Origin of the sequence: Allobosea sp. WAO, assembly GCF_001509835.1 — a bacterium.
In the GTDB taxonomy this organism is placed as follows: domain Bacteria; phylum Pseudomonadota; class Alphaproteobacteria; order Rhizobiales; family Beijerinckiaceae; genus Allobosea.
Map to the genome: position 1 here is coordinate 304,925 of NZ_JXTJ01000012.1, position 25,506 is coordinate 330,430.

Annotated in this window: 25 protein-coding genes; 13 read left to right on the forward strand and 12 right to left on the reverse strand. The window is 68.9% G+C overall.

What is annotated here, in order from left to right:
* The first annotated feature begins 29 nt into the window (after nucleotides 1-29).
* Together DK26_RS22990 and DK26_RS22995 are read left to right on the forward strand one after the other, a co-directional pair.
* The gene (locus DK26_RS22990) at nucleotides 30-803 is read left to right on the forward strand and encodes a lysophospholipid acyltransferase family protein (RefSeq protein ID WP_066477537.1); all 774 of its coding nucleotides are present in this window, start codon (nucleotides 30-32) and stop codon (nucleotides 801-803) included.
* A 68-nt stretch (nucleotides 804-871) separates the two neighbouring features.
* Nucleotides 872-1,258: a hypothetical protein gene (locus DK26_RS22995; protein WP_157089793.1), complete on the forward strand. Its 387-nt coding sequence runs from the start codon at nucleotides 872-874 to the stop codon at nucleotides 1,256-1,258.
* Nucleotides 1,259-1,261: 3 nt separating this feature from the next.
* Here the strand turns inward: DK26_RS22995 and DK26_RS23000 are convergent, their stop codons facing one another.
* Entirely contained in the window at nucleotides 1,262-1,819 is a 558-nt protein-coding gene (locus DK26_RS23000; protein WP_066477543.1) for a gamma-glutamylcyclotransferase, read from the reverse strand.
* A gap of 131 nt (nucleotides 1,820-1,950) precedes the next feature.
* On the opposite strand from DK26_RS23000, the gene DK26_RS23005 reads away from it, so the two are divergent.
* On the forward strand, nucleotides 1,951-3,018 hold the full coding sequence (locus tag DK26_RS23005) for a DUF2125 domain-containing protein (protein WP_066477546.1): 1,068 nt from the start codon (nucleotides 1,951-1,953) through the stop codon (nucleotides 3,016-3,018).
* Here the strand turns inward: DK26_RS23005 and rpoH are convergent.
* The 5 genes from rpoH to hemC form a co-directional block, all read right to left on the reverse strand.
* Entirely contained in the window at nucleotides 3,012-3,917 is a 906-nt protein-coding gene (gene rpoH, locus DK26_RS23010) for an RNA polymerase sigma factor RpoH (RefSeq protein WP_066477548.1), read from the reverse strand. The two genes, DK26_RS23005 and rpoH, sit on opposite strands and share 7 nt — an antisense overlap.
* Nucleotides 3,918-4,119: 202 nt before the next feature.
* Nucleotides 4,120-5,148 (reverse strand): RluA family pseudouridine synthase, encoded by a 1,029-nt coding sequence (locus DK26_RS23015; protein WP_083533487.1) that lies wholly within the window; start codon nucleotides 5,146-5,148, stop codon nucleotides 4,120-4,122.
* Nucleotides 5,149-5,312: 164 nt separating this feature from the next.
* On the reverse strand, nucleotides 5,313-7,034 hold the full coding sequence (locus DK26_RS23020; RefSeq protein WP_066477550.1) for a heme biosynthesis HemY N-terminal domain-containing protein: 1,722 nt from the start codon (nucleotides 7,032-7,034) through the stop codon (nucleotides 5,313-5,315).
* A 16-nt stretch (nucleotides 7,035-7,050) separates the two neighbouring features.
* Nucleotides 7,051-9,090, reverse strand: coding sequence for a uroporphyrinogen-III synthase (locus DK26_RS23025; protein WP_066477552.1), 2,040 nt, complete (start codon nucleotides 9,088-9,090; stop codon nucleotides 7,051-7,053).
* A gap of 32 nt (nucleotides 9,091-9,122) precedes the next feature.
* Nucleotides 9,123-10,082, reverse strand: a complete 960-nt coding sequence (gene hemC / locus DK26_RS23030; protein WP_066477554.1) for a hydroxymethylbilane synthase — start codon at nucleotides 10,080-10,082, stop codon at nucleotides 9,123-9,125.
* A 159-nt stretch (nucleotides 10,083-10,241) separates the two neighbouring features.
* Between hemC and tsaD the strand changes: the two genes are divergently transcribed.
* The 5 genes from tsaD (at nucleotide 10,242) to acs (ending at nucleotide 15,273) form a co-directional block, all read left to right on the forward strand.
* Nucleotides 10,242-11,285, forward strand: coding sequence for a tRNA (adenosine(37)-N6)-threonylcarbamoyltransferase complex transferase subunit TsaD (gene tsaD / locus DK26_RS23035; protein ID WP_066477557.1), 1,044 nt, complete (start codon nucleotides 10,242-10,244; stop codon nucleotides 11,283-11,285).
* Nucleotides 11,282-12,280, forward strand: a complete 999-nt coding sequence (locus DK26_RS23040; RefSeq protein WP_066477561.1) for an NAD(P)H-dependent glycerol-3-phosphate dehydrogenase — start codon at nucleotides 11,282-11,284, stop codon at nucleotides 12,278-12,280. Before tsaD ends, DK26_RS23040 begins: the two co-directional genes overlap by 4 nt.
* Nucleotides 12,281-12,310: 30 nt before the next feature.
* Nucleotides 12,311-12,643, forward strand: coding sequence for a hypothetical protein (locus DK26_RS23045; protein ID WP_066477564.1), 333 nt, complete (start codon nucleotides 12,311-12,313; stop codon nucleotides 12,641-12,643).
* Nucleotides 12,643-13,053, forward strand: coding sequence for an EVE domain-containing protein (locus DK26_RS23050; RefSeq protein ID WP_066477567.1), 411 nt, complete (start codon nucleotides 12,643-12,645; stop codon nucleotides 13,051-13,053). Before DK26_RS23045 ends, DK26_RS23050 begins: the two co-directional genes overlap by 1 nt.
* 267 nt (nucleotides 13,054-13,320) lie before the next feature.
* Nucleotides 13,321-15,273, forward strand: coding sequence for an acetate--CoA ligase (gene acs / locus DK26_RS23055; RefSeq protein WP_066477570.1), 1,953 nt, complete (start codon nucleotides 13,321-13,323; stop codon nucleotides 15,271-15,273).
* Between the two features lie 12 nt (nucleotides 15,274-15,285).
* Here the strand turns inward: acs and DK26_RS23060 are convergent, their stop codons facing one another.
* Entirely contained in the window at nucleotides 15,286-17,079 is a 1,794-nt protein-coding gene (locus DK26_RS23060) for a GGDEF domain-containing protein (RefSeq protein WP_066477572.1), read from the reverse strand.
* 94 nt (nucleotides 17,080-17,173) lie between these two features.
* Nucleotides 17,174-17,629 (reverse strand): Fur family transcriptional regulator, encoded by a 456-nt coding sequence (locus tag DK26_RS23065; RefSeq protein WP_066477574.1) that lies wholly within the window; start codon nucleotides 17,627-17,629, stop codon nucleotides 17,174-17,176.
* Between the two features lie 129 nt (nucleotides 17,630-17,758).
* Here DK26_RS23065 and DK26_RS23070 point away from each other — a divergent pair, with 129 nt between their 5' ends.
* From DK26_RS23070 to DK26_RS23090, 5 genes are all read left to right on the forward strand, one after another.
* Nucleotides 17,759-18,679, forward strand: coding sequence for a metal ABC transporter substrate-binding protein (locus tag DK26_RS23070; RefSeq protein ID WP_066477575.1), 921 nt, complete (start codon nucleotides 17,759-17,761; stop codon nucleotides 18,677-18,679).
* Nucleotides 18,680-18,681: 2 nt separating this feature from the next.
* Entirely contained in the window at nucleotides 18,682-19,587 is a 906-nt protein-coding gene (locus DK26_RS23075) for a manganese/iron ABC transporter ATP-binding protein (protein WP_198162405.1), read from the forward strand.
* On the forward strand, nucleotides 19,584-20,438 hold the full coding sequence (locus DK26_RS23080; RefSeq protein WP_066477584.1) for a metal ABC transporter permease: 855 nt from the start codon (nucleotides 19,584-19,586) through the stop codon (nucleotides 20,436-20,438). The genes DK26_RS23075 and DK26_RS23080 overlap by 4 nt, the downstream gene beginning before the upstream one ends.
* A complete protein-coding gene (locus tag DK26_RS23085; RefSeq protein ID WP_066477586.1) occupies nucleotides 20,435-21,304 on the forward strand; it encodes a metal ABC transporter permease in 870 nt (289 codons plus the stop codon). The genes DK26_RS23080 and DK26_RS23085 overlap by 4 nt, the downstream gene beginning before the upstream one ends.
* Before the next feature lie 79 nt (nucleotides 21,305-21,383).
* On the forward strand, nucleotides 21,384-21,641 hold the full coding sequence (locus DK26_RS23090) for a hypothetical protein (protein WP_066477588.1): 258 nt from the start codon (nucleotides 21,384-21,386) through the stop codon (nucleotides 21,639-21,641).
* A 44-nt stretch (nucleotides 21,642-21,685) separates the two neighbouring features.
* Here DK26_RS23090 and DK26_RS23095 read toward each other — a convergent pair whose 3' ends face one another.
* The 4 genes from DK26_RS23095 to DK26_RS23110 all read right to left on the reverse strand — a co-directional run bounded on the left by DK26_RS23095 (nucleotide 21,686) and on the right by DK26_RS23110 (nucleotide 25,493).
* The gene (locus DK26_RS23095) at nucleotides 21,686-22,891 is read right to left on the reverse strand and encodes a CaiB/BaiF CoA-transferase family protein (RefSeq protein WP_066477590.1); all 1,206 of its coding nucleotides are present in this window, start codon (nucleotides 22,889-22,891) and stop codon (nucleotides 21,686-21,688) included.
* Entirely contained in the window at nucleotides 22,888-23,697 is an 810-nt protein-coding gene (locus DK26_RS23100) for an IclR family transcriptional regulator (RefSeq protein WP_066477597.1), read from the reverse strand. The genes DK26_RS23095 and DK26_RS23100 overlap by 4 nt, the downstream gene beginning before the upstream one ends.
* 25 nt (nucleotides 23,698-23,722) lie before the next feature.
* Nucleotides 23,723-24,475, reverse strand: coding sequence for an enoyl-CoA hydratase-related protein (locus DK26_RS23105; protein ID WP_066477599.1), 753 nt, complete (start codon nucleotides 24,473-24,475; stop codon nucleotides 23,723-23,725).
* A gap of 67 nt (nucleotides 24,476-24,542) precedes the next feature.
* Nucleotides 24,543-25,493 (reverse strand): nitronate monooxygenase family protein, encoded by a 951-nt coding sequence (locus tag DK26_RS23110; RefSeq protein WP_066477600.1) that lies wholly within the window; start codon nucleotides 25,491-25,493, stop codon nucleotides 24,543-24,545.
* Nucleotides 25,494-25,506: the final 13 nt, after the last annotated feature.

Below are 25,506 nucleotides of genomic sequence, written 5' to 3' on the forward strand. Positions count from 1 at the left end.
GGGCGCGCGGCGGCAGGGTTCTTGCCGGCATGCTCGTTCTCCGCTCGCTCCTCTTCAATATCGCCTTCTATCTCAACCTCGCCTTCTGGCTGGTCTGCGCGATGGCGACCATGCCGCTGCCAAAGCGCTTCCTACTCGGCGTCGCCCTCAACTGGGCCGAGAGTTCGCTCTGGCTGATGCGGGTGATCGTCGGGACGCGCTATGAGGTCAGTGGCGTCGAGAACATCCCGTCGGGCGGCATCATCATGGCCGCGAAGCATCAATCGGCCTGGGAGACCTTCGCGCTGATCACGGTGTTCCGGAACCCGGTCTACATCCTCAAGCGCGAGCTGACCTGGCTGCCCTTCTTCGGCTGGTGCCTGCTGAAGATGAGGATGATCCCGGTCAATCGCGGCGCCGGCAGCCGGGCGCTGCAGATGGCGACGCGCCGCGCCAAGGTCGAGCTCGGGCAGAACGGCCGTCAGCTGCTGATCTTCCCGGAAGGGACGCGTCGACCCGTCGGCGCCTCGCCCGACTACAAGTTCGGCGTCGCCCATCTCTATGGCGAGCTCGGCGTGCCCTGCGTCCCGGTAGCGCTCAATGCCGGTCTGTTCTGGCCGCGCCGTTCCTTCCTGCGCCGGCCGGGAACGATTCGCGTCGAGATCCTGCCGGCGATCCAGCCCGGCATCGACAAGAAGGCGTTTCACGCGCTGCTGCAGGAGCAGATCGAGGGCGCCACCGATCGGCTGGTCAGCGAGGGAAGAGCAGAGCTTGCCCGCCTCGGCGTGCCGGCTCCTGCCAATACGCGGCAGGAGGCCGCATAAAGCCACAGATTGAACTTGACAGCAGCGTCACTATGTTCTGATTTTGTTCTAGAACAAAGGAGGAACAAGTGGCTGCTCTCGCTCTTCTGGCTACGCCTTGCGAGGATCGCCCGGTGCGGGCCGCGCGTGAAGCGCCGCTGCGTAGCGCAGCGCAATTGGCCGAGCGCAGGTTCACGGCCTGGCGCGGCCGCTCGGGACGGCGCTATGTCGCGTCGGTTTTCGCAGTTCAGGACGGGCATGCGCTGAACTTCACCGATGCGGTGCTGCTCGCCGTCTCGCCCGAGCGGACGATCGTCGCCGCGCGTGACAGCGGTGCCTTCGGCATCGACGCAGCGCTGACGCGCTGGCGCGACGCGGCCGCCACGGCCGGCGCCTGCGAGATCCATGTGCACCTCCTGGCCGAGGATAGCCAGAGCCGCCGCGCGGCGCTCGCCGACCTGACGCCCGAGGTCTGAGGCTCAGGTCGAAGTGGGGCTTACGATCTTGTCGAGCTCGGCGACGAGGTGGGTCAGCAGCGGGTCGTGAATGCCCATCTCGTGCAGGTGCTCGTGGGTTCGCCGGACATAGTCCGGGTTCTCGCCGGAGACGCCCTTGCCCTGCCGCACGAAGCCGAGCACTGCCGCCTCCGGCAGGCGGCCGGCATATTGGCTATGGGCCCGGTCGGCGATGTAGGTCAGCGCGTTCAGGCGGCGGCCATCGTCGAGGCGGACGGCGAGGCGCCTTTCGAGATAGACCGCGGTCGCCTGCTCGCGGGCCCGCAGATAGTCGATGGTTTCCTCGGCCTGTACTGCAGGTACGCGGAAGGCGACGCCGCGGCAGATGCCGCCGCGATCCAGCCCCAGCACCAACCCGGGCGTCTCGGGGGTGCCGCGATGGACATGCGAGTAGATGCAGAGCGAGCGGTGGAAACCGTGCAGGCGCGCTCCGGCGCGCTCGGCGAAATCGAAGCCCGGCCGCCAAATCAGCGAACCGTAGCCGAAGACCCAGAGATCGTCCGGCGCCGCCGCTTCCGTCATCCGTACCCTCACAATTTGGCCCGCTTGCCTCGGCAGACAGGACGCCATGATCCGCAAGCCGATCGGCGCTGGCCTCCTGCCGCTCCGGTCGCTATCAATCCGCCGAAATCCTTGCAAGGGAGCGACCGCGCATGACTGCCGCCACCACCGCGCGACGGAACAGCCGTTTCTGGCTCTATGCTCCGTTCGGCCTGCTCGCGCTTCTGGCCATCGGCTGGTCCGCTCTCTGGTTCATGGCGCGTGGCAAGGTCGAGCAGCATCTCGACGCCGGCATTGCGCGCGAGGCAGCCGCCGGGCGCAACTGGACCTGTCGTGACCGCAGCATCGGTGGTTATCCCTTCCGGATCGAGGTGCGCTGCGCTGGGGTGACGCTTGTCTCCTCGCGCTGGGGCGACGAGGTCAAGATCGAGACCGGTCCGGCTGTTGCCGTCGCGCAGGCGACCGCTCCAGGGCATCTCATACTGCAGGCTACCGGCCCGCTGACGGCGACGCTGCCGGCCAAGCAGAGCGGCGATCTCAGCTGGAGCGCGCTCGAGGCCAGCCTGCGATTGACGACGACCGGCTTCGAGCGGATTTCGCTCGTCGTGCGCGATCCGGTCGCGACGCTGCGCACACCCGACGGGGGCGATGGCAACCTGCGGACCGAGAGCGTTCGCTCGGCGTTGTTCGAGGCGCATCTGCGGCCGAACCAGCAGGGCTATGCCAGCCAGCAGGCGATCGATGTCGCGTTGAGCACGAAGGGGGCGATATTGCCGGTGCTCGACGGGCTGCTCGGGGATGCCGCGCCGAGCGATCTCGACATGCAGGCCACCGTCTCGCAATCTTTCGCCTTTCGCCGCGGCTTCAATCCCGATGCGCTGGAAAGCTGGCGAACGGCGAATGGCGGCGTCGAGATCACGCGGCTCGGCCTCCTCAGGGGCGCGGCCCGGCTCGAAGCTTCCGGCCGGCTTGGCCTCGACGAAGCACATCGACCGGCCGGGCAGGTCGACGCTGCCGTAGCGGGCATAGAGCGCGTCGCCGGCATCAGGGTCGGCGGCCTGACGGCCGGGCTCGGTGCGCTGCTGGGCGGGCGGGCAAATGCCGCGCAAAGCAATGCGGCGGCAGGGCTTACGCCGCTGCCGCCGCTCGTCCTGCGCGAGGGCAGGGTCTTCCTCGGGCCGCTGCGGCTGCCATTGCAACCGCTGCGACCGCTTTACTGACCGCTGGCGGCGCTGATCGCGGCGCGGGGCGCCTCGATCCGCACCAGCGCCTTCTTGACCGCTTCCTGCACCTTCTCGAAGGCGCGGACCTCGATCTGGCGGACGCGCTCGCGTGAGACGCCGAACTCCTCCGAGAGCTGCTCGAGGGTGATCGGATCCTCGGCGAGGCGGCGCGCCTCGAAGATGCGTCGCTCGCGCGGGTTGAGCACGTTCAAGGCCTCGCGCAGCGCCGAATGGCGGTTGTCGCTTTCCTCGGATTCGGCGAGCCGGTTCTCCTGGCTCTCGCTGTCGTCGACGAGCCAGTCCTGCCATTCGCCCTCGCCGTCCTCGCGCAGCGGGGTGTTGAGCGAGGCGTCGCCGCCGAGGCGGCGGTTCATGTCGACGACGTCCTGCTCGTTGACACCGAGCTTGGTGGCGATGGTCTTGACCTGCTCGGGCCGCAGATCGCCTTCGCCCAGCGCCGAGATCTTGCTCTTGGCCTTGCGCAGGTTGAAGAACAGCTTCTTCTGGTTGGCGGTGGTACCCATCTTCACCAGCGACCAGGAGCGCAGGATGTACTCCTGGATCGAGGCCTTGATCCACCACATCGCATAGGTCGCGAGACGGAAGCCCTTGTCGGGCTCGAAACGCTTGACCGCCTGCATCAGGCCGACATTGCCCTCCGACACGACTTCTCCGATCGGCAGGCCATAGCCGCGATAGCCCATGGCGATCTTGGCGACGAGGCGCAGATGGGAGGTTACGAGCTTATGGGCCGCATCGCGGTCGCCATGCTCGCGCCAGCGCTTGGCCAGCATGAATTCCTCGTTCGGTTCCAGCATCGGGAACCGGCGGATTTCTTCCAGGTAACGTGAAAGTCCGCCTTCGGCGGACATGACGGGCAGCGACGCAATCGCCATGCTCGTACTCCTCTCCAGGCTCCCGCTCCGCGGCGAGCCGACCACCCGAGTTTCCTTCGGGCAGGATTGTTCGGCGTGCGCCACGAAGACCATCGTCAATTCGTGGGAAACACACCCAGCGGCGCCCCTTTAGCCATCCGCTTCGCAGTGCAGTATATTCAATGCGAGCGTGACCGAAAGTGGGCGGCGCAGCAAAAAAACGTCACAGGATCGCGAGTTCACTTTGCAAACGTGCAAAGTCGGCCGGTGGTTCCGACTCGAAGCGCAGTTCCTCGCGGGTCACCGGATGCTCGAAACCGAGCAGCCGCGCATGCAGCGCCTGGCGGCCGAGAGCGGTGAGCGCGGCACGCGCGCCTTCCGGCAGACGGCTTGCCTTGGTCATGAATCCCGAGCCGTAGAGCTGGTCACCGAGCAGCGGGTGGCCGATATGGCTCATATGCACCCGGATCTGGTGGGTGCGGCCGGTCTCGAGCTGGCATTCGACCAGGCTCGCCAGCGCCTCAACCTCTTCTTGGCCGCGCAGCAAGGGCGGATAGCGCTCGATCAGTTCGATATGGGTGATCGCCTCGCGGCCCCGGCCTTCGCCGACCACCATCATCTTCTCGCGATTGCGGTTCGAGCGCTCGATCGGGGCGTCGATCGTGCCGGTCTGCCGGCGCAGCCCACCCCAGACGAGGGCAAGGTAAGCCCTTTCGAGCGGCCCGGTGCGGCCATGGTCGGCGAACTGCTTGGCGAGCCCCTGATGCGCCTTGTCGTGCTTGGCGACGACGAGCAGGCCGCTGGTGTCCTTGTCGAGGCGGTGGACGATGCCGGGCCGGCGCACGCCGCCGATGCCCGAAAGGCTCGCCCCGCAATGGGCGATCAACGCGTTGACCAGGGTGCCGTCCTCGTGGCCCCCGGCGGGATGGACGACAAGGCCGGCGGGCTTGTCGATAACGATCAGGTGCTCGTCCTCGAAGACGACGTCGAGCGGGATCGCCTGGCCGACCGGGGCGGCGGGCTTGGCCTCGGGCATCACCAAAGCGAGCTTCTGCCCCTCGGCGACCTTGCGGCTGGGATCGGCGACCGCGGTGCCGTCGATGCTGACGCCACCTTCCTTGATCACCTGCTGCAGCCGGGCGCGGGAAATCTCGCCGGCGAGCAGGGCGAGCGCCTTGTCGAGGCGCAGGCCGGCCTGCTCGGCGCTGATGACGAGTTCGGTCGGGGTGTTGGTGGAATGCGGCGCGTTCATCCGCCGTCTATAGGCGCAAGGGAAGAAAATCGCACCCCAAGATCACGCGTCATGTGCGCCAGCAAGCCGAGCATCTCAGGCCGAGGGAGGCGCCGGCTGGCGCCTCTTCGCCTGGAGGTACTCGGCTCGTCGCCGCGCTGCGGCCGGACATGGCGCCAGCAAGGTCAGCCGAAGAGACGGAAGCGTCCCTTTGGCTCTTCCGGCGGTGCCTGTTCCGGGCCGGGATCGTCGGGGGCGTGGGCAACCGGGAAGACCACCGGCGATGGCCGGGCCTGCGCCGCAGGCTTGCCTGAATTAGGCGCCGCCTGGGTGGAGGCTGCGGCTGCCGGTTCGGGCTTTGCCTCGGCGACCGGCTCAGGCTTTGCCTCCAGCTTGGGGGCGGATTTGGCTTCGGACTTTGTCTCTGAGCTGGGCTCGGCGCGTGTCTCCGGAGCGGCGTGCGTCGGCGCGGGCGCGACCGTTTCGATCACAGCGGCGGCCGGAACGGCCTCGACCGTCGGCACGGCTGGTTCCGGCGTTGCAGCTTCGGCCCGTCCTTCGAGAAGCGGGGCGGAGTCGTCGAGATCGGCGAGCACGTCGTCGAGATCGGCGGCCGGGCGGCCGAGCGTCGCCGGCGGCACCGTCCAGACGAAGGCGTCGAGGCGGCCGGAGATCGGCGAGACCGGCAGCCAATGGTCGGAGACCAGCCCATCGGCGACCCAGGCGGCGTCGCGCGGGGCGCGGGTGGCGCGGGCGAGCCATTCGCGCACGCGCCCGGCGGCGCCGTGCTCGGCCTCTTCGAGCTCGGCCATCAGCAGGCACACGCGCACCGAGGCGCCGCCGGCGAGCAGTGGCTTCAGCGTCGCGCGGGCCCTGGCGAAATCCTGGGCGTGGATCGCCGCGCCGGCCAGCGCCAGCACGCCTTCCGGATCGGCCGGGCGCAGCTTCGTCAACGTCTCGGCGCGACCGAGACGATCGCGGGCGCTGTCGCCGGGGCGGACGTCGAGATAGGCGGCGGCGATATCGGGATGCGAAGCCTCCTTCCAGGCGGCTTCGAGCAGTTTGGCCGCCTTCTTGATGTCGCCGCGCTCGGAGAGCATGCGTCCGGCCAGCGCCGCGGCCGGCGTCAGCCCGGGGGCGAGCTTCGTGGCTTCGAGTGCAGCGGCAAGCGCCTTTTCGGGCTCGCGGCCCTTGGCTTCGAGGGCTTCGGCGGCGAGCAGCACGGCGCGCTGGCGCTTGGCCTCGGCCTTGTCGGCGAGGCGCAGGGCGGCGCGGCGTTCGACGGCGGTACGCGCCGCCTGCCAGTCGCCGGCACTGGTGTGGAAGTCGAGCAGGGCGTCATTGGCCCAGGCGAGCGAGGGCGAGCGCCGCACCGCCTCGTCGGCGAAGGCGCGCGCGGCGACCATGTCGCCGCGGCGACGCGCCTCGACGAACAGGCCGCGCAGGCCGAGCACGCGCGTCTCGGGCTTGTCGAGCATCGCCTTGAATGCGGCCTCTGCCCGGCCGCGATCGCCGGTGAGCTGGGCGGTCTGCGCCTCCAGCAGCAGGGTCAGCGGTTCCTCGGCTGCGAATTTGCGGGCGTCCTGGGCGTAGCGGCCGGCGGCGATCGGATCGCCGGCGCCGATCGCGACCATGCCGCGCGAGACCGCCTCGAAGCCGCGCGCCCGGCGGCGTGCTCGTGACGCGAAGCTGAAGGCGGAGGGCAGGCCGAGCACGAAGCGCAGCACCGCCCAGACGACCAGCGCCAGGAAGGCGAGCAGGATGACGCCGATCGCAGCGATCGCGACGCTGGTCTCGATCCGGTAGCCCTGCCAGAGCACCGAGACCTCGCCCGGCCGGTCGGCGAGCCAGACAGCGCCGGCGGCCAGCGCGGCGATGACGAGAAGATAGGTCAGTACGCGAACCATGGACCGATAACCTTCCTCAGCCTGCCGAACCCAGTGCCGCGACCGCGTTGCGCGCGATCCCGGCGATGGCGGCCTCAGCCGCCGCACGCTGCCGGATTGCCGCCCCGAACGCCTCGCTCGGGCGCCGCGCCGGCTCCGGCAGTTGCGCCCAGAGGGTCGCCGCAGTGGCGATGTCGTTCTGCACCAGCGCATTCTCCAGACGGATCGGCAGCGTCGCCGGATCGTTCGCGCCGGTGTCGCCGACCGGCCGGATGGTGACGATGCGGCTGGCGAGTCCGAGCAGCTTGTCTTCCCAGCTGCTGGCCGGGGGGGCGCTCTCGCGGGCGAACAGGGCACGATGGCTGCGGAACTGCGCAAGCAGGGCATCGCGGGTCGCCGTGCCGCTGGCTGCGACCGCTTCGAGCGCCGTCAGCTCCGTCGCGGGGATGCCGCCCGCCGCGAGTGCGGCGACGTCCTGCTGGAAAGGCCGGCCGGCGGCGATTGCGTCGCGGATGCGCTCGGCGAGGACGATGCGGGCGGCGGCCAGAGCCTGCCGACTCGGCACCAGCGCATTCTTGGCGGTGGTCTCGACGGCGGCGAGGCGCTGCCCGGTCTCTCCGAGACGGCGCTCGAGCTCGGTTGCGGCAGTGCGGGCGGCGGCGGCGTTGCTGTCGGCCTGGGTGAGCTTTTCGGTGACCTGGGCCAGGGCGGCGGCATCGCCCGCTGCGACCGCCGGGGCGGCCTTGGCGAGCTCGGCGAGGCGGCTCGCATTGCTCTGTGCCGCGGCGTCGGCCTTGGCGGCGCTGTCGGCGGCGGCGCTCGCCTTGCGGTCGATCGCTTCGAGCGCGGCGCGATTGGGCAAGGCGGCGTTCTGCACCTGCAGGGCCTCGATGCGGCGGTTCAGCTCGGCGAGACGGGCAGCGTCGTCGGGGCCCGCGAGCTTGAGGCCGAGCAGCACCAGCCCGGCGCCGACCGCACCGCCGACCAGCCCGGCCAGAGCAAGGGCCGGCAGCCCGGCGCGGCGCTGCGGCGGAGGCGCCGGGGGCGGCTCGAATTCACGGGGCAGGGCTTCGCTCGGCAGGATCGCCTCGGCCGCGCTTTCAGTGCGTTCAGCCGCGGAGGCGCTGCTCGTGGCAGCTTCCGGCTCTGGTGCTGCAGCCTCGGGCGCCTGCGCCTCGGAGGAGGCTGGCGCGGCCGCTTCGGCCTGCGGCGCGAGCTCGATGGTCGGCGGTGTCCGACCCGACCGGCTGCGACGCTTTGCGGCCGGGCTCTGTTCGCTGCTCGGCTCGCTCATCGCGTCCTTGTCCATCTCCGCGGCCGGTTCGGGAGCCGCCTTGTCCTCTCTAGCATCGCCGTCGAGCAGAATGCGAGCCGGCAGATGGTCGAGCGCGGCGAGCAGCGCGGCCTCCTCGGCATGCTCGGCGACCAGGATGGTGCCGGCGCCGGCACTGATCAGCGGTGCGGCGATCTCGGCCGAGAGCGCGACCTGCGGCAAGGCGAGCGCCTGCTCGGTGAGGCCGGCCGCGCCGGCCAGCGCCAGGAAGGTCTGGGCACTGCGCGGCGAGTAGTGCAGGGCGGCGTCGGCCTCGCCGCCGCGCAGCGCGTCGGCCGCAGGCTGGGGCAGCGCATCGACGGCCTTCGCCTCATAGGCGGTCCAGACCGTCACGGTATGGCCGGCGTCGCGCAACTGCTCGGGCAGGTCGTCATGCCGGTCCTGGCCGGCGACGAAGAGCAGCTTCCTGGGTTCCGGCAATTCACCGGCGATCAAGGCGAGGAGATCGGCGCGGTTGCCCTTGGCGTTGCGGGTCGCAAAGCCGAGCTGGCCCGCTGCCTCGGCGGTGCGGGAGCCGACGCAGAAGGCGGGAAGCGATTTGCGCCAGGCTTTCGGCAACTGCTCCAGCGCCGGCACGGCATTGGCGCTGGTCAGGACGAGCGCGTCGAACGGGCCTTTCGGCGCCGGCTCCGTGCCTGGGACGATGCTGAAGAGTGGCGCCAGGACCGGCTCCTGGCCGCGCTCGATCAGCACCTTGGCGGTGCGCTCGGCATCGGGCTGCGGTCTCAACACCAGAACGCGCATGTCGTCTCCTTGCTTTGGCCGGTCGTGAAGGCTCAGGCCGGATCGTAGATGCCGGCCGGAGCGCGGGCGCGCAACTCGCGTCCGAGATCGGCTCCCAGTTTCGCGGCGTCCGTGACGGAACCATGGCGCTCGCCCTCGGCGCTCGCCGACCCGTCGGGGGAGAGCAGGAGGCCGCGCAGATGCACGAGGTCGCCGGTGACGACCGCATGGCCGGCGATCGGCATGCGGCAGGAGCCGTCGACCTCGGCCAGGAAGGCGCGCTCGGCGGTCACGGCAAAGCCGGTATCGCGGCAGATCACCGGGGCGAGGGCGGCGATGGCGGCAGCATCGTCAGCGCGGATCGTGATGCCGATCGCGCCCTGGCCGACGGCCGGCAGCGATTCCTCGAGCGCCAGGATGCCGCTCGCCTTGTCCTCGAGCCCGAGACGGCGCAATCCGGCGAGCGCCAGCAGCGTCGCGTCGATCTCGCCGCTGGCGACCTTCTCCATGCGCCGCGCGACATTGCCGCGCAGCAGCACGACCTGGAGATCGGGCCGGGAACGGCGCAGCATCGCCTGCCGGCGCAGCGAGGCCGAGCCGATCACCGCGCCCTGCGGCAGGTCGGCGACCCTCGCTATGCCGCGCGAGATCAGTGCGTCGCGCGCATCCTCGCGCGGGAGATAGCCGCCGACGACGAGCCCGTCCGGCAGCCGGGTCTGCAGGTCCTTGGAGGAGTGCACGGCGAAATCGATCGTCCCGGCGAGCTGGGCGACGTCGAGTTCCTTGGTGAACAATCCCTTGCCGCCGGCCTCGGCCAGCGAGCGGTTCTGGATCGAATCGCCGGTGGTGACGATGGCATCGAGCGGCAGTTCGTCCTGCGCCCAGCCATGGGCCTGCATCAGGCGGCCGGCGAACTCGCGCGCCTGCGCCATGGCCAGCGGGCTGGCGCGCGTGCCGATGACGAAGCGGCCGGGCAGGCGCTGCTGGCGTGGCGGGGTGGGCTGCTGACTCATGCGGCGCAAATTCTCCGGTTCCGGCGCGGGGCTCGCCCGCGCCATTGGCCTTCTTCTTCTTGCAGCACTATACGAAGGAAATCCCCGCGCGAAACCGCGCACCCGGCAGCGGCCCCGCCGCCGGAACCTTGAACCAGCGAGAATTTCGACCGACCGGCCATGCGTGTTCTGGGCATAGAGACCACCTGCGACGAGACGGCGGCCGCGATCGTCGGCGTCGATCGCGCCGGCGAGGCCAAGATCCTCTCGAATGAGATCCTCAGCCAGATCGCGGCGCATGCGGCCTATGGCGGCGTCGTGCCCGAGATCGCGGCGCGCGCCCATGTCGAGGCGATCGACCGGATCGTGGCGCGGGCCTTCGAGACGGCCGGGCTCAAGGCCTCGGAGATCGACGCCGTCGCAGCGGCCGCCGGGCCGGGCCTTGTCGGCGGCGTCATGGTCGGCCTGACCAGCGCCAAGGCGATCGCACTGGTAACCGGCAAGCCCTTCATCGCGGTCAACCATCTCGAAGGCCATGCCCTGACGGCGCGGCTGACCGACGATGTCGCCTTCCCCTATCTTCTGCTGCTGGTCTCGGGCGGTCACACGCAGTTGCTCGCAGTGCGCGGCGTCGGCGACTACGTCCGGCTCGGCACGACCATCGACGACGCGGTCGGCGAAGCCTTCGACAAGATCGCCAAGATGCTGGGCCTGCCCTATCCCGGCGGGCCCTCCGTTGAGCGCGAGGCGCTGAACGGCGATTCCGAGCGCTTCGAGTTTCCGCGGCCGATGAGCGGGCGGCCCAAGCCGGATTTCTCGCTGTCTGGCCTGAAGACCGCGGTGCGGCTGATGGCGGAGCGGATCGCGCCGCTTTCGGACCGCGACGTCGCCGATCTCTGCGCCTCCTTCCAGGCGGCAGTGGTCGACGTGCTGGTCGACCGCACCCGTGCCGGGCTTCGCGCCTGCCGCGAGGCCGGAATCAGCCCGTCGACGCTCGTCGTCGCCGGCGGTGTCGCCGCCAATCAGGCGATCCGCAGCGGGCTGACGCGGCTCGCCACCGAAGCCGGATTGCCGATGGTGGCGCCGCCGCTGGTGCTCTGTGGCGACAATGGCGCGATGATCGCATGGGCCGGGCTGGAGCGGCTGCGCCTCGGGTTGGTCGACGACATGGGCGCGCTCGCCCGTCCGCGCTGGCCGCTCGACGAAATCAAGGCCGCCGGATGACGCCTTCCGACCGGTTCGCCACGATCGGCGTCGTCGGCGGCGGCGCCTTCGGCGCGGCGCTCGCTCTTGCGGCGGCGCGAGCCGGGCGGAGCGTGATCCTCTGGGCCCGCGACGCCCAGGCGGTCACGATCATGCGCGATAGCCGCGCGGTGCCGCGCCTGCCCGGCGCGACCTTGCCCGAAAGCGTGACCCCGGTCGCGGAGATGGCGGCGCTGTCGGAGGCGCAGGCGCTGATCCTTGCCGTGCCGACCCAGGCGCTGCGGCCGGTCTGCGCCGATCTCGCGCGCGCCCTCCCCACTGGGCTGCCGGCGATCTCTGCAGCCAAGGGCATCGAGCAGAAGAGCGGGCTGTTCACTACGCAGATCGTCGCCGAGCTCTGGCCGGGTGCCGTGCCGGCGATCCTGTCCGGCCCGAGCTTCGCGGCCGACATCGCGCGCGGCCTGCCGACGGCGCTGACACTGGCGGCGGCCGAGCCCACGCTGGCGCAGGATCTCGCCGAGGCGCTGAGCTCGGCTTCGCTGCGCATCTATCACAGCAACGACCCGCGCGGCGTCGAGATCGGCGGCGCCGCCAAGAACGTGCTCGCCATCGCGGCCGGGATCGCTATCGGGCTCGGCTATGGCGAGAGCGCCCGGGCGGCGCTGGTGGCGCGCGGCTTCGCCGAGCTGCGCCGTTTCGGCGAGGCGTTCGGGGCGCAGTCGGAGACGCTGATGGGACTTTCCGGGCTGGGCGACGTCGTGCTCTCCTGCGCCTCGGCGCAATCGCGCAATTTCGCCTATGGGCTGGCGCTCGGGCAGGGGCGGAGCCCGGAAGAGGCCGCCGGCGGCAAGCTCGCCGAGGGCGCCTTCACGGCGGCGATCCTTGCGGAAATGGCGCGGTCGCGGCAGATCGAGACGCCGATCGCCGAAGCCGTGGCGGCGATCATCGCCGGCGAGGCTGGTGTCCGCGAGGCGGTGGCCGGGCTGTTGGCGCGGCCGATCCGGGCTGAGAACTGAGCCGGCTGGGTCTGAGCGAGGGAGCGAGCAATGGCCAATGACTGGTCCGACCTGACGAAGCGCGTCGCCCGAGGCATCGCGGAAGTGCGCAAGACCACCGGCGCCGAGCTCGTGGCCGAAAGCCAGCCCGTGCCCTTGGCCGGGCGCATCGCCGGGCGGGTGATCGAACTGCGTCGCCGGCGCCGCGAGGACACGCATCGCTTCGTGCTGATCCTGCCCTTCGGCGAGGGCGAGACCAGGATCGAGCTCAGTCCGCAGGATTATGCGGCTCTGACCCGCGAGATGGTGCGATTCTGGAACGAACAGGGCGAGGCGGCATCGCGGCCGCCGGTGCCCTTGAAGGAAGAAGAGGACGAGGCCTGATGGCGCACTGGTTGATCAAGTCGGAACCCTCGGTCTGGTCCTGGGACCAGCAGGTCGCGGCCGGCGCCAAGGGGACGCATTGGGACGGGGTCAAGAACCACACCGCCAAGCTCAACCTTATGGCGATGAAAAAGGGCGACCAGGTCTTCTTCTATCATTCCAATGAAGGCCTCGAGGTCGTCGGCATCGTCGAGGTGATCAGGGAGCACTATCCCTGGGTCGAGGCGGGGCCGCCCTGGGTGCTGGTCGATTTCAAGGCGGTGAAACCGCTGCCGAAGCCGGTGTCGCTCGCCGCGGTCAAGGCCGAGCCTAGCCTCGCCAAGATGTCGCTGGTCACCTCCTTCCGGCTGTCGGTGCAGCCGGTAAGCGACGAGGAATGGGCGATCATCTGCAAGATGGGCGGGCTCTGAGACACAGCTTCGCTGGCTCCCGTCTGGAGGCCGGCGGAAGGCTGGTCATCGGGGTGCCCAAGGGGGCCGGGCAGACCGCGCGGCCTCGCGCCCTCGCCGAAAGTCGCAGCAACGAAAGTGCGAGCCGGCGGCGCTTGTCGCAAATGACTTGCGTCTTATGATGCGACGAACTTGAAAGAAGCCGAGTCGGATTGCGACGACGGCACCAAGCCGCCCCGAGCCGCCACCGGCTCACGCCGACGGCCGAAGTCTGGGGAGAAGCCTGATATGACCGAAATGATCTACGACGTGCCGGCTTCCTGGGCGAAGAAGGCCTATCTGAACGACGCCAAGTACAAGAAGATGTATGCGGCCTCGATCAAGGACCCCGACAAGTTCTGGGGCGAGCAGGGCAAGCGGATCGACTGGTTCAAGCCCTACACCAAGGTCCGCAATGCCAGCTACAAGCCAGGCAAGGTCTCGATCAAGTGGTATGAGGACGGCACCACCAACGTCGCCTACAACTGCATCGACCGGCATCTGCCGACGCGGGCGAAGCAGACCGCGATCATCTGGGAGGGCGATGACCCCTCAGAGTCGAAGAAGATCAGCTACGGGCAGCTCTACACCGAGGTCTGCAAGTTCGCGAACGTGCTGAAGGCGAAGGGCGTCAAGAAGGGCGACCGCGTCACCATCTACCTGCCGATGATCCCGGAAGCCGCCTACGCCATGCTCGCCTGCGCGCGCATCGGGGCGATGCATTCGGTGGTGTTCGGCGGCTTCTCGCCGGATTCGCTGGCGAGCCGCATCGAGGATTCCGATTCCAAGATCGTGATCACCGCCGATGAAGGCCTGCGCGGCGGCCGCTCGGTGCCGCTGAAGAAGAACGTCGATGCGGCCGATCCTAAGGTCAAGGGCGGCATCGAGACCGTCATCGTCGTCAAGCGCACCGGCGGCAACGTCACCATGCAGGAAGGCCGCGACGTCTGGTACCATGACGAGGCCGCCAAGGTCTCCGGTCATTGTCCGCCGGTCGAAGTCAAGGCCGAGGACCCGCTCTTCCTGCTCTATACTTCGGGATCGACCGGCAAGCCGAAGGGCGTCCTGCACACGACTGGCGGCTATCTCGTCTACGCCTCGATGACGCATCAATACGTCTTCGACTACCATGACGGAGACGTCTACTGGTGCACGGCCGATGTCGGCTGGGTCACCGGTCACAGCTACATCCTCTACGGGCCGCTCGCCAATGGTGCGACAACGCTGATGTTCGAGGGCATCCCGACCTATCCGACGATCTCCCGCTTCTGGGAGGTGATCGACAAGCACAAGGTCAACATTTTCTACACCGCGCCGACTGCGATCCGCTCGCTGATGGGCGCCGGCGAGGAGGCTGTGACCAAGACCAAGCGCAAGTCGCTGCGCCTGCTCGGCTCGGTCGGCGAGCCGATCAATCCCGAAGCCTGGGAGTGGTATCACCGCGTCGTCGGCGAGCGGCGCTGCCCGATCGTCGACACCTGGTGGCAGACCGAGACCGGCGGCATCCTGATCTCGCCGCTGCCGGGCGCGACCAAGCTGAAGCCCGGCTCGGCGACGCGGCCCTTCTTCGGCGTGCGGCCCGAGATCGTCGACGCCGAGGGCAAGGTCCTGGAAGGCGCGGTCGAAGGCAACCTCGTCATCTCCGAGAGCTGGCCCGGCCAGATGCGCACGGTCTATGGCGACCATAAGCGCTTCGAGGAGACCTATTTCGCGACCTATCCGAACAAGTACTTCACCGGCGACGGCTGCCGCCGCGATGCCGACGGCTATTACTGGATCACCGGCCGCGTCGACGATGTGATCAACGTCTCCGGCCACCGCATGGGTACGGCCGAGGTCGAGTCGGCCCTGGTCGCGCATCCCAAGGTCTCGGAGGCTGCCGTCGTCGGCTATCCGCACGACATCAAGGGGCAGGGTATCTATGCCTATGTCACCCTGATGGCGGGCGAGGAGCCCACGGCGGACCTGAAGAAGGAGCTGGTCACTTACGTCCGCAACGAGATCGGTCCGATCGCCTCGCCGGACCTGATCCAGTTCGCGCCGGGGCTGCCCAAGACCCGCTCGGGCAAGATCATGCGCCGCATCCTGCGCAAGATCGCCGAGGACGAATTCGGGGCGCTAGGAGACACCTCGACCCTCGCCGATCCGGCCGTGGTCGACGACCTCGTCGCCAACCGCCAGAACAAGCGCAAGGCTGGCTGAGGCCGGTCCGGCTCAGGAAGCTCTCGCCACCCGGGCGGCCGTCACGGTTTCGCCCGGGTCGGCCGTCGTTCTGACCCGGTTGCGGCCTTCGGCCTTGGCCCGGTAGAGCGCCGCGTCGGCGGCGCTCAGCAGTTCCTCCCAGGCTGCCGGTCCGCGGCGGCCGCTCGCGACGCCGAGGCTGGCGGTGACGGCGATGCGTTCGCCGTCGCCGATCTCGATGCGTCGCCGCTCCAGTCCGGAGCGCAGGCGCTCGGCGATCTCGACGAGGGTTTCGAGGTTTGTCCCCGGAAGAATGAGCGCGATCTCCTCGCCGCCGTAGCGCGCGGCGAGATCGGATTCGCGGATCGTTTCCAGGGTCAGCGCCGCGATCTCGCGCAGGACCTGGTCGCCGGCCGGATGGCCGTGGCGGTCGTTGATCGCCTTGAAATGGTCGACGTCCATCAGGATCAGGCCGATCTCGTCCGGCATGTCGGCGAATTCAGGATCTCCCTGGCCGATCCGCTCGAGGGCGCGGCGGTTCAGCAGGCCGGTGAGGCCATCGGTCTCCGCCTGGCGCTTGAGCCGCGCCGTCAGTTGCCGACGCTCGCGCAGGCGCTGGCGCAGGATGTCGAGCGCGCCGAAGAGCTCGCGCATTTCCTCGCCGCCCCCGAAACCGCCCGGAGCCGCTTCGATCTCGCGGCCTTCCGCGAGCGCCACGACATGTTCGCGCGCCCTGAGCAATGGCCGAAAAACCAGGCGCCGTGCGAGCAGGACCAGCAGCAGATTGGTCAGGACGATCAGGACGATGATCACGCTGACGGCCTGGAGCCAGTACCAGGCGGTGTCACGCTCGGCTCGCGACTGCCGTGAGACGATGTCGAGGAAAGTCGTACGCAACTGTTCGAGGGGCTGCAGCGTCGGCACATAGCGGTCGGTCATCTGCGCTGCGGTGACGCCATAGTCGCCGGACTGCACGCCGGCGGCGCTCAATTCGGTGATGAAGTCGAGGCCGTCGCCAAAATAGAGCCTGCCGGTGTCTCGCAGTGCCCGGTTCAGTGCGGGATCGGCGGCGTAGAGCTCGAGCTGCTTCTCGGCCACCTGCCAGATCTGCAGGAGCCGGCCGCGGGTGTGGCGCAGTTCGTCCCGATCGGCGCTCGAGAGGGGGCGCCGTGTCGCGATCGGCGTGGCGAGATGCGAACCCATGCGCCCGGCATATTCGCGCAGGTCGCCGAGCATCTGCAGGATCATGACCTGACCGGCCAATGCCTGATCCTGCGCGACGATCCGGGCCATGGTGCCGGTGATGAGCGGGCGGGAGACGTCGACGCCGTCGAACATCTGGCGGATGGCGTCCTGGATGATCTCGCCGCTGCGCGCCGCTTTCGGCAGGGCCGCAGCCGCATCGACGGCCTCGCGTGCCTGGCCCAGCCTCGACCGGACCCGTTCGACGGCGTCGGCAGGAAAGCCGCTTATGGCCTCCTGGTTCCGCGGAGCGACCGCGTCGAGAGCCTCGTCGCTAAGGGCCCTGAACTGCGTCAGCCGCCGGCGGGCCTGACCATCGGGCGCCGTTTCCTCACCGAGCACGCTGTTTGCGGGGCCGCGCTCGGCAGAGATCCGGTTCGCGACGTTCAGGACCTTGCCGAAATAGGTGAGCGCCTCGAGATCGTCATTGGCGCGCCGATAGTCCCTCAGGAAGACGCCGATCAGGCAGACGGCCAGCGCCAGCGAGAACAGCAGCATCAAGCCGCAGCCGATGATCAGCTTGGCGTCGAGACTGGCGGCCCGCAGGCGCGCGACCGGGGGCGCCGTGGAAAGCGCGCCGAGCACGGCTAGAGATCGCCAGCGGAACGTAACGTCATGCCCGGCAAACTGCTGCCGTCGCCTTTAGATCGGGTAAACCGGCTGCGACCAATCCGGCGCTTCAGCCCTGTGTTTTCCGCCGCTTGCCCGCTGTCGGAAGCCGCTTGCCATAGAGCTCCAGCCGGTGGCGGACGATCTCGTAGCCGAGTTCGGCTGCGATCTTCGCCTGCAGCGCCTCGATCTCGGGTGAGGAGAACTCCACAACCGTCCCGGTCTCGATGTCGATCAGGTGGTCGTGATGGGCCTGGTCGGCGTGCTCATAGCGCGAGACGCCGTCCTCGAAGGCGTGGCGCTCGATCGCGCCTTGCGTCTCCAGCACCTTCATCGTCCGATAGACGGTCGAGAGCGACAGCGTCGGGTCATGGGCGAAGGCGCGGGTGAAGATGCCCTTGGCGTCCGGATGGTCGTCGGCCTCGGCAAGCACGCGCAGGATGAGACGGCGCTGCTGCGTCATCCGCAGCCCGGCCTTGCGGAGCTGGCCCTCGAAAGCCTCCACGCGCTGGTCGATTCCCTTCATGGCAGAGAGGTAGCAACGCTGAGAGGCATTTGCAAAAACAGTCTATCGCAAATCGTTCGCAATAGCGTTGACAGATGCAAGTGGTTTGCAATAGCGTTCGAGCATGCGCCATCGAACGCTGGAGAAAGCATGTCCCCGCGCCGTCGTTTCCTGAGCCTGATCGCTGCCGCCCCGCTGGCGCTGGGCCTCGCCTTCATTCCCCAAGCCGCGTTGGCGCAGGCCGCGCCTGGCAAGCCGCTGCGCGTCGTCACCACCTTCACGGTGATCCAGGACATCGCCCAGAACGTCGCCGGCACGGCGGCGATCGTCGAGTCGATCACCAAGCCCGGGGCCGAGATCCACGACTACCAGCCGACGCCGCTCGACGTGGTCAAGGCGCAGTCGGCCGACCTCGTGCTCTGGAACGGCATGAATCTCGAGCGCTGGTTCGAGCGCTTCTTCGACAACGTCAAGAACGTGAAGAGCGCGGTGGTGACCGAGGGCATCGTGCCGATGGGTATCAAGGAGGGGCCCTACGAGGGCAGGCCCAACCCGCATGCCTGGATGTCGACGGCAAGCGCGCTGATCTATGTCGAGAACATCCGCAAGGCGCTGGCCGCGGCCGATCCGGCCAATGCCGAGACCTATGCCAAGAATGCCACCGCCTATTCGGCCGAGATCAAGGCAATGGACTCGCCGCTGCGCGCCCGGCTCGATAAGGTGCCGCAGGACAAGCGCTGGCTGGTCTCCAGCGAGGGCGCCTTCAGTTACCTCACGCGCGACTATGGCTGGCGCGAAGCCTATCTCTGGCCGATCAATGCCGATGAGCAGGGCACGCCGCAGCAGGTGCGCCGCCTGATCGACCTCGTCCGCAAGAACAAGCTCCCGGCGGTGTTCAGCGAGAGCACGATCTCGGACCGGGCCGCAAAGCAGGTCGCACGCGAGACCGGGGCGAAATATGGCGGTGTGCTCTATGTCGACTCGCTCTCCGATGCGCGCGGGGCGGTGCCGACCTATCTGAAGCTGCTGGAGGTCACCGTCGACACCATCGCCAAGGGATTTGGCCAGTGAACCTGCACCGCCCGGTAGCGCCGCAGCTCGCGGCGGAAGGCGTGCCCTCGATCACGGTCGAGGGCGTCACCGTGAGCTATGCCAACGGCGTCACCGCCGTGAACGACGCCTCCTTCGCGCTCGGGCCGGGCACGATCTGCGCGCTGGTCGGCATCAACGGCTCCGGCAAGTCGACGATCTTCAAGACGCTGATGGGCTTCCTGAAGCCGGCTTCCGGCCTTGTGCGGATCGCCGGGCTGGAGGTGCACCGGGCGCTGAAGCGCGGTCTCGTCGCCTATGTCCCGCAGGCCGAGGAGGTCGACTGGACTTTTCCGGTGCTGGTCGACGATGTCGTGATGATGGGCCGCTATGGCCATATGGGCTTCCTGCGCCTGCCGCGGCAGGCCGATCGAGACGCGGTCGAACAGGCGCTGGCCCGGGTCAACATGCTCGATTTCCGCCGCCGCCAGATCGGCGAGCTCTCGGGCGGGCAGCGCAAGCGCGTCTTCCTCGCCCGCGCTTTGGCGCAGGGCGGGCAGGTGATCCTGCTCGACGAGCCCTTCACTGGCGTCGATGTCAAGACCGAGGACCAGATCGTCGGACTGATGCGCGAGCTCCGGGCCGAAGGGCGCCTGATGCTGGTCTCGACCCATAATCTCGGCTCGATCCCGGATTTCTGCGACCAGGTCGTGATCATCAACAAGACCGTGCTCGCGGCCGGGCCGACCGAGACCACCTTCACCCAGGACAACCTGCAGCGGGCCTTCGGCGGCGCGCTCCGGCACTTCCGCCTGGAGGGCGCGAGCCTGCACGCCGACGCCGACGACCGCGGCGTCACCGTGATCACCGACGACGAGCGCCCCCTGGTCTTCTACGGCGAACGCGACCATGAGAAGCCCGCTGCCGGTCGGAAGGACGAGCAGCCATGATGGAACTCCTGCTCGAGCCCTTCGGCTACCAGTACATGGTCAAGGCGATCTGGGTCTCGGCCCTGGTCGGCGGGGTCTGCGCCTTCCTCTCCTGCTATCTGATGCTCAAGGGCTGGTCGCTGATGGGCGACGCGCTGGCGCACGCGATCGTGCCCGGCGTCGCGCTCGCCTACCTGATCAAGGTGCCCTATGCCGCCGGCGCCTTCTTTTCCGGCCTTCTCGCGGCGCTGGCCATGGCGCTGGTCCGGGTGCGCACGCAATTGCGCGAGGATGCGGTGATCGGCATCGTCTTCACCACCTTCTTCGCGATCGGCCTCTTGATCGTCTCGATCAACCCGACCTCGGTCAACGTCCAGTCGATCGTGCTCGGCAATATCCTCGGCATTTCCGATGAGGATGTCGTCCAGGTCGCGATCATCGCGCTGGTCTCGCTCGCCATCCTGCTGGCGCGCTGGAAGGACCTGATGCTGGTCTTCTTCGACGAGAACCATGCCCGCAGCGTCGGGTTGAACCCACTGCGGTTGAAGATCCTGTTCTTCGTGCTGCTCAGCGCCTGCACGGTCGCGGCGCTGCAGACGGTCGGGGCCTGTCTCGTCATCGCCATGGTGGTGACGCCGGGCGCGACCGCCTACCTTTTGACCGACCGCTTCGGCCGGCTGATCGCGATCGCGGTCACCATGGGCGTCACGACCTCGGCGGTCGGCGCCTATGCCAGCTACTTCCTCGACGGCTCGACCGGCGGCCTGATCGTCGTCTTCCAGACTCTGCTCTTCCTTGCCGCCTTCGTCTTCGCGCCGAAGCATGGCCGGCTGGCGGCGCGGCGGGCGGCAAGCGCGAGGGTCTCGGCATGAACCTGCTCGAAACCTGGCTCTTCGCCCCGTTCGCGCACGAATTCATGCAGCGCGGCCTGATCGTCGCGGTGATGGTCGGCGTGGTCTGCGCCGTGCTCTCCTGCTTCCTCGTGCTCAAGGGCTGGTCGCTGATGGGCGATGCGGTCTCGCATGCGGTGCTGCCCGGCATCGTGCTCGCCCATATCGCCAGCCTGCCGCTGGCGCTCGGCGCCTTCGCCGCCGGCCTCGGTTGCGCTTTCGGCATCGGCTATCTCAAGGAGAACAGCAGGGTGAAGGAGGATACGGTGATGGGCATCGTCTTCTCCGGCATGTTCGCGCTCGGCCTCGTGCTCTTCGTCAAGGTCGACAGCGACCAGCACCTGATGCACATCCTGTTCGGCAACATGCTCGGCGTGACCTGGGCCGACATCGCCGAGACCGCGCTGATCGCGCTGCCGGTCACCGCCATCATGCTGCTGAAACGGCGCGATTTCCTGCTGCACGCCTTCGATCCGGCCCATGCGCGCGCGATCGGCCTGCCGGTCCGGGCGCTGCATTTCGGTCTGCTCGCACTGCTGGCGCTGACCATCGTCGCGGCGCTGAAGGCGGTCGGCATCATCCTGGTCGTCGCCATGCTGGTGGCGCCGGGCGCGATCGGCTACCTGACGAGCCGCCGTTTTGACCGCATGCTGCTGGTTGCCATCGCCTCGGCGACGGCGTCGAGCGTCGCCGGCACGATCCTCTCCTTCCATCTCGATGCCGCCACCGGCCCCTGCATCGTCGTGGTCCAGGGCGGGTTCTTCGCCCTGGCGCTCGCGGCCAATCTCTGGCGGGCGAGCCGGCGCCGGATGGCGCCCGCCGCTGCGGGGGGCTTCACGAAAGCGTGATCGCCGGGAATAATGGCTGGGCTGGGGCGTTGGGCATCGGCCGGCACGCATCTGCCGGCCTTCGAGGAGCGAATGGATCATGGCTGAAACCGATCTCGATCGCCGCCGCCTGCTGCGCGGCAGCCTGTTCGGGCTGCCCCTGGTCGCCGTCTTTGCGACGGTGATCGGCAGTGCTCCGGCGCGGGCGGACGATGATGACGACGACGATGATGACGATCGTCGCAGCCGTCGGCGCCGCTACTGGCAGGAGCGCGAGCGTGAGCGCCAGTATTGGCGGCAGCGTGAACGCGAGCGCTATTATCGCCGCCGCCGCTACTACGATGACTACGACGATTGAGCGCCGCGGGGCGAGCGGCTCCCCGTTCGTGCCCACCCGCGTGATCAGGCGATAATGCCGGCCTCCTGTAGGGCGGCGAGGCGTTCCGCGTCGAGTCCGAGCTCGGCGGTGAGCACTTCCCGGGTATCCTGGCCAAGATCCGGCGGCAGACGGCCGACCGGGGCGCGCTCGCCGTCGAGCCGATAGGGCGGGGCGAGCACGATGCCGGCGCTGCCATCCGGACGTTCTCCCTCGACGACCATGCCGGCCTGCTGCGCACGGTCTGAGCGCAGGGCCTCGTGCAGGCCGAGCACCTCGCCGCAGGGGATGGCGTGGGCGCTCATCCGCGCCAGCAATTCGGCGCGGGGCCGGGCGCGCAGTTCGGCCTCGATCACCGCAATCAGCGCGGAGCGATGCACGGTGCGCTGCAGGTTGGTGCGGAAGCGCTCGTCTTCGAGCAGATCGGGACGCTCGATCACCTGACGGCAGAAGCGCTCGAACTGGGCATTGTTGCCGACGGTGACGACGAGCGCGCCATCGGCCGCCTCGAACACGCCATAGGGCACGATCGAGGGGTGGGCGTTGCCATAGCGCGGCGGGTCCTCGCCGAGCGCCAGCGCCTCCAGCGCGTAATAGGCGCCGATGGTCATGCCGGAATCGAACAGAGCGAGCTCGACATGGCGGCCCTTGCCTGTGCGGCCACGCTGGACGAGCGCGGCGAGCACGGCCTGCGCCGCATACTGCCCGGTGAAGAGATCGACGGCGGCGACGCCGAATTTCAGCGGCGGCTGGGTCGGCTCGCCATTCAGCGCCATCAGCCCGGCCTCGCCCTGGATCACGAGGTCATAGCCCGGCCGCGTCGCCTCCGGCCCGTCCGAGCCATAGCCAGCGATCGAGCAGTAGATCAGTCCGGGATTCTCTGCGCTGAGCGCGGCGTAGCCGAGGCCGAGCTTGTCGGCACCGCCGGTCTTGAAGTTCTGGATCACCACGTCGGACTTGGCCGCCAGCGCGCGCACGATGGCGAGGCCCTCGGGCTGGGCGATATCGACGCCGACCGAGCGCTTGTTGCGGTTGACGCTGTTGAAATAGCAGGTGTTGCGGCCGCCGACGCGGATGCCCCAGTCGCGGGTGTCGTCGCCGCGGCCGGGATGCTCGATCTTGATCACCTCGGCGCCGAGATCGCCGAGCACCTGGCCGCACCAGGGCCCCGCGAGGATGCGCGAGAGATCGAGCACGCGGATGCCGGCGAGCGGCAGGTCGAGGTCGCTCATGAGCCCATCACGCCTTCCAGGCTGGCGGCGAAGGCGATCAGGCGCGGGCGCACCTCATCGAGCAGGAAGCCTTCGTCGAGGATGACGGTCGGCGCGCCGCAGTTGATCGACATTGGCGGCAGGCCGCCGCCCGGGCGGAAGCCGACCGCGATCGAGCTCACCGTAGGCTGCCATTCGCCGAAGGAGCGCACGCAGCCGGTTTCACGATATTCCGCCAGTGCCCGCTCGACGCCTTCGCGCAGGCGCGGCCAGGCGGTCTCGTCGACCGAGCGGACATCTTCGAGGATCGCCTCGCGCTCGGCCTCGTCGCAGATGGCGAGATAGGCTCGGCCCATGGCACTGCGGCAGAGCGAAAGCCGCGAGCCGACATCAATGTTGAGCGCGATCGCCGCCTCGCCGCGGCAGCACTCGACATAGCGCATGCCGAGTCGGTCGCGGACGCCGAGGCCGACCGAGGCGTTGGAGAAGGCGGCGAGCTCGCGCATGCCGGGCCGGGCGATCCGGCGCACGTCGAGCCCGGCGAGCGCCGTGGCGCCGAGCGCGATCGTCGCGGTGCCGAGCCGGTAGCTGCCGCTCTCCGGCATGGCCTGGAGATAGCCGAGCCGCGTCAGCGTATGGGTCAGGCGCGAGACCGTCGAGCGCGCGAGGCCGCAGCGCAGTGCGATCTCGGAATTGGCGAGCGCTTCCTCGCCGCGCCGGAAGCAGGAGAGCAGTTCGAGCCCTCGCGCCAGGGCCGTGATGAAATGCCGGTCTTCGCCCGCCTCGCCCGCAGTCGTGCGCGCCGGCCGCCCGGGCCTCGCGCGCATTGGAGGGGCGGCGGCAGGCATCGTTTCAGCGCTTCATCAGGAAGGCGGCGAAGGCGGCCTGCGCTTCCGCCGACATCAGGCGCTCGCCGAAATGGCGGGCTTCGGTGGCGATGGTCTCGGCGGTCGCGGCGGCGCTGCCGCGCTTCAGCAGCATCTTGGTCAGCGCGACCGATTGCGGTGGCAGGGCGGCGAGCGCCTGCGCCTTCTCGATCGCCAACGGGAGCGCCTCGCCAGCTTCGGTGACGGCGTTGAGGAGACCGGCCTCCTGCGCCACCTCCGGGCTGAAGACCTCGCCGAGCATCAGGAGTTCGGCGGCGCGCTTGGAGCCGGCGATCAGCGGCAGGAGATAGCTCGATCCGCCCTCCGGACAGAGGCCGAGCGCGACGAAAGGCAGGCGGAAGCTCGCGCCCTTGCCGGCGAAGGCGAGGTCGCAATGCAGCAGCATGGTCGTGCCGATGCCGACGGCGAAGCCCTCTACCGCGGCGACGATCGGCTTCTTCGTCGTCGAGATCGCATCGAGGAAGTCGATGGCGATGCGTGCCCCGACACCGGTGGCGGCCGCGGCGGCGAAATCCTTGATGTCGTTGCCGCTGGTGAAGCAGCCGCCGGCGCCGGTCAGGACGATGGCGCGTACGCCTGCATCAGCATCGGCGGCGGCGAGCGCGTCGATCAGGCCCTGATAGGTCGCCCGGTCGAGCGCATTGCGCCGGTCCGGACGGTTCATGGTGATCTGCCGGACGCCCTCGGCAACGTCTTCGCTCAGCACCGTCTCGGTCATTGTCCTGTTCTCTTTTTCTAGGGGCGGGCAGGGCCGCGTAAGTCGGGCAGCCGCGTTGCGGTATCGGTCAGAGCAGGCGGGTCCGCGCCTGCTCGTACTCGCTCTTGAGGCGGGCGATCACCTCGGCCACGGGCGGCGCGTCGTCGATCAGGCCGACGCCCTGGCCGGAGCCCCAGATGTCGCGCCACGCCTTGGCCGAGCCGGAGCCGAAGCTCATCTTGCTCTTGTCGGCATGGGGCAGGTCGTCGGGGTCGAGCCCCTGCGCCGCGATGCTCGGCTTGAGGTAATTGCCGGGCACGCCGGTGAAATAGGGGGTGTAAACGATGTCGGCGGCCGAGGCGCCGACGATCATCTCCTTGTAGCCCTCGGCGGCGTTCGCTTCCCTCGTCGCGATGAAGCGGGTGCCGATATAGGCAAGGTCCGCCCCCATCGCCTGCGCCGCCAGGATGGCCCCGCCGCTGGCGATCGCGCCCGACAGGATGATCGGCCCGTCATAGAAGCGCCGGACCTCGCCGACCAGCGCGAAGGGCGAAAGCGTGCCGGCATGGCCGCCGGCGCCGGCGCAGACCAGGATGAGCCCGTCGACGCCGGCTTCCAGCGCCTTCTCCGCATGGCGGATCGTGGTCACGTCATGGAAGACGAAGCCGCCATAGGAATGGACCGCCTTGACCACGGCATCGGGCGCGCGCAGCGAGGTGATGACGATCGGCACGCGGTGGCGCACGCAGGCTTCCATGTCGTGCTGGAGCCGATCGTTCGAGGCATGGACGATCTGGTTGACGGCGAAGGGCGCGATCTTGCGGGCGGGATCAGCCGCCTTGGCGGCGGCGAGCTCCGCCTTGATGCGCGTCAGCCAGATGTCGAGCTGGTCGGCCGGGCGGGCGTTCAGTGCCGGGAAGGAGCCGACCACGCCGTTGAGGCATTGCGCGATCACCAGTTCCGGGCCGGAGACGATGAACATCGGCGAGCCGATCACCGGCAGCGAGAGCGATTGCGCGAGGCCAGGCGGAAGGGACATGCGGGCGGCTCTT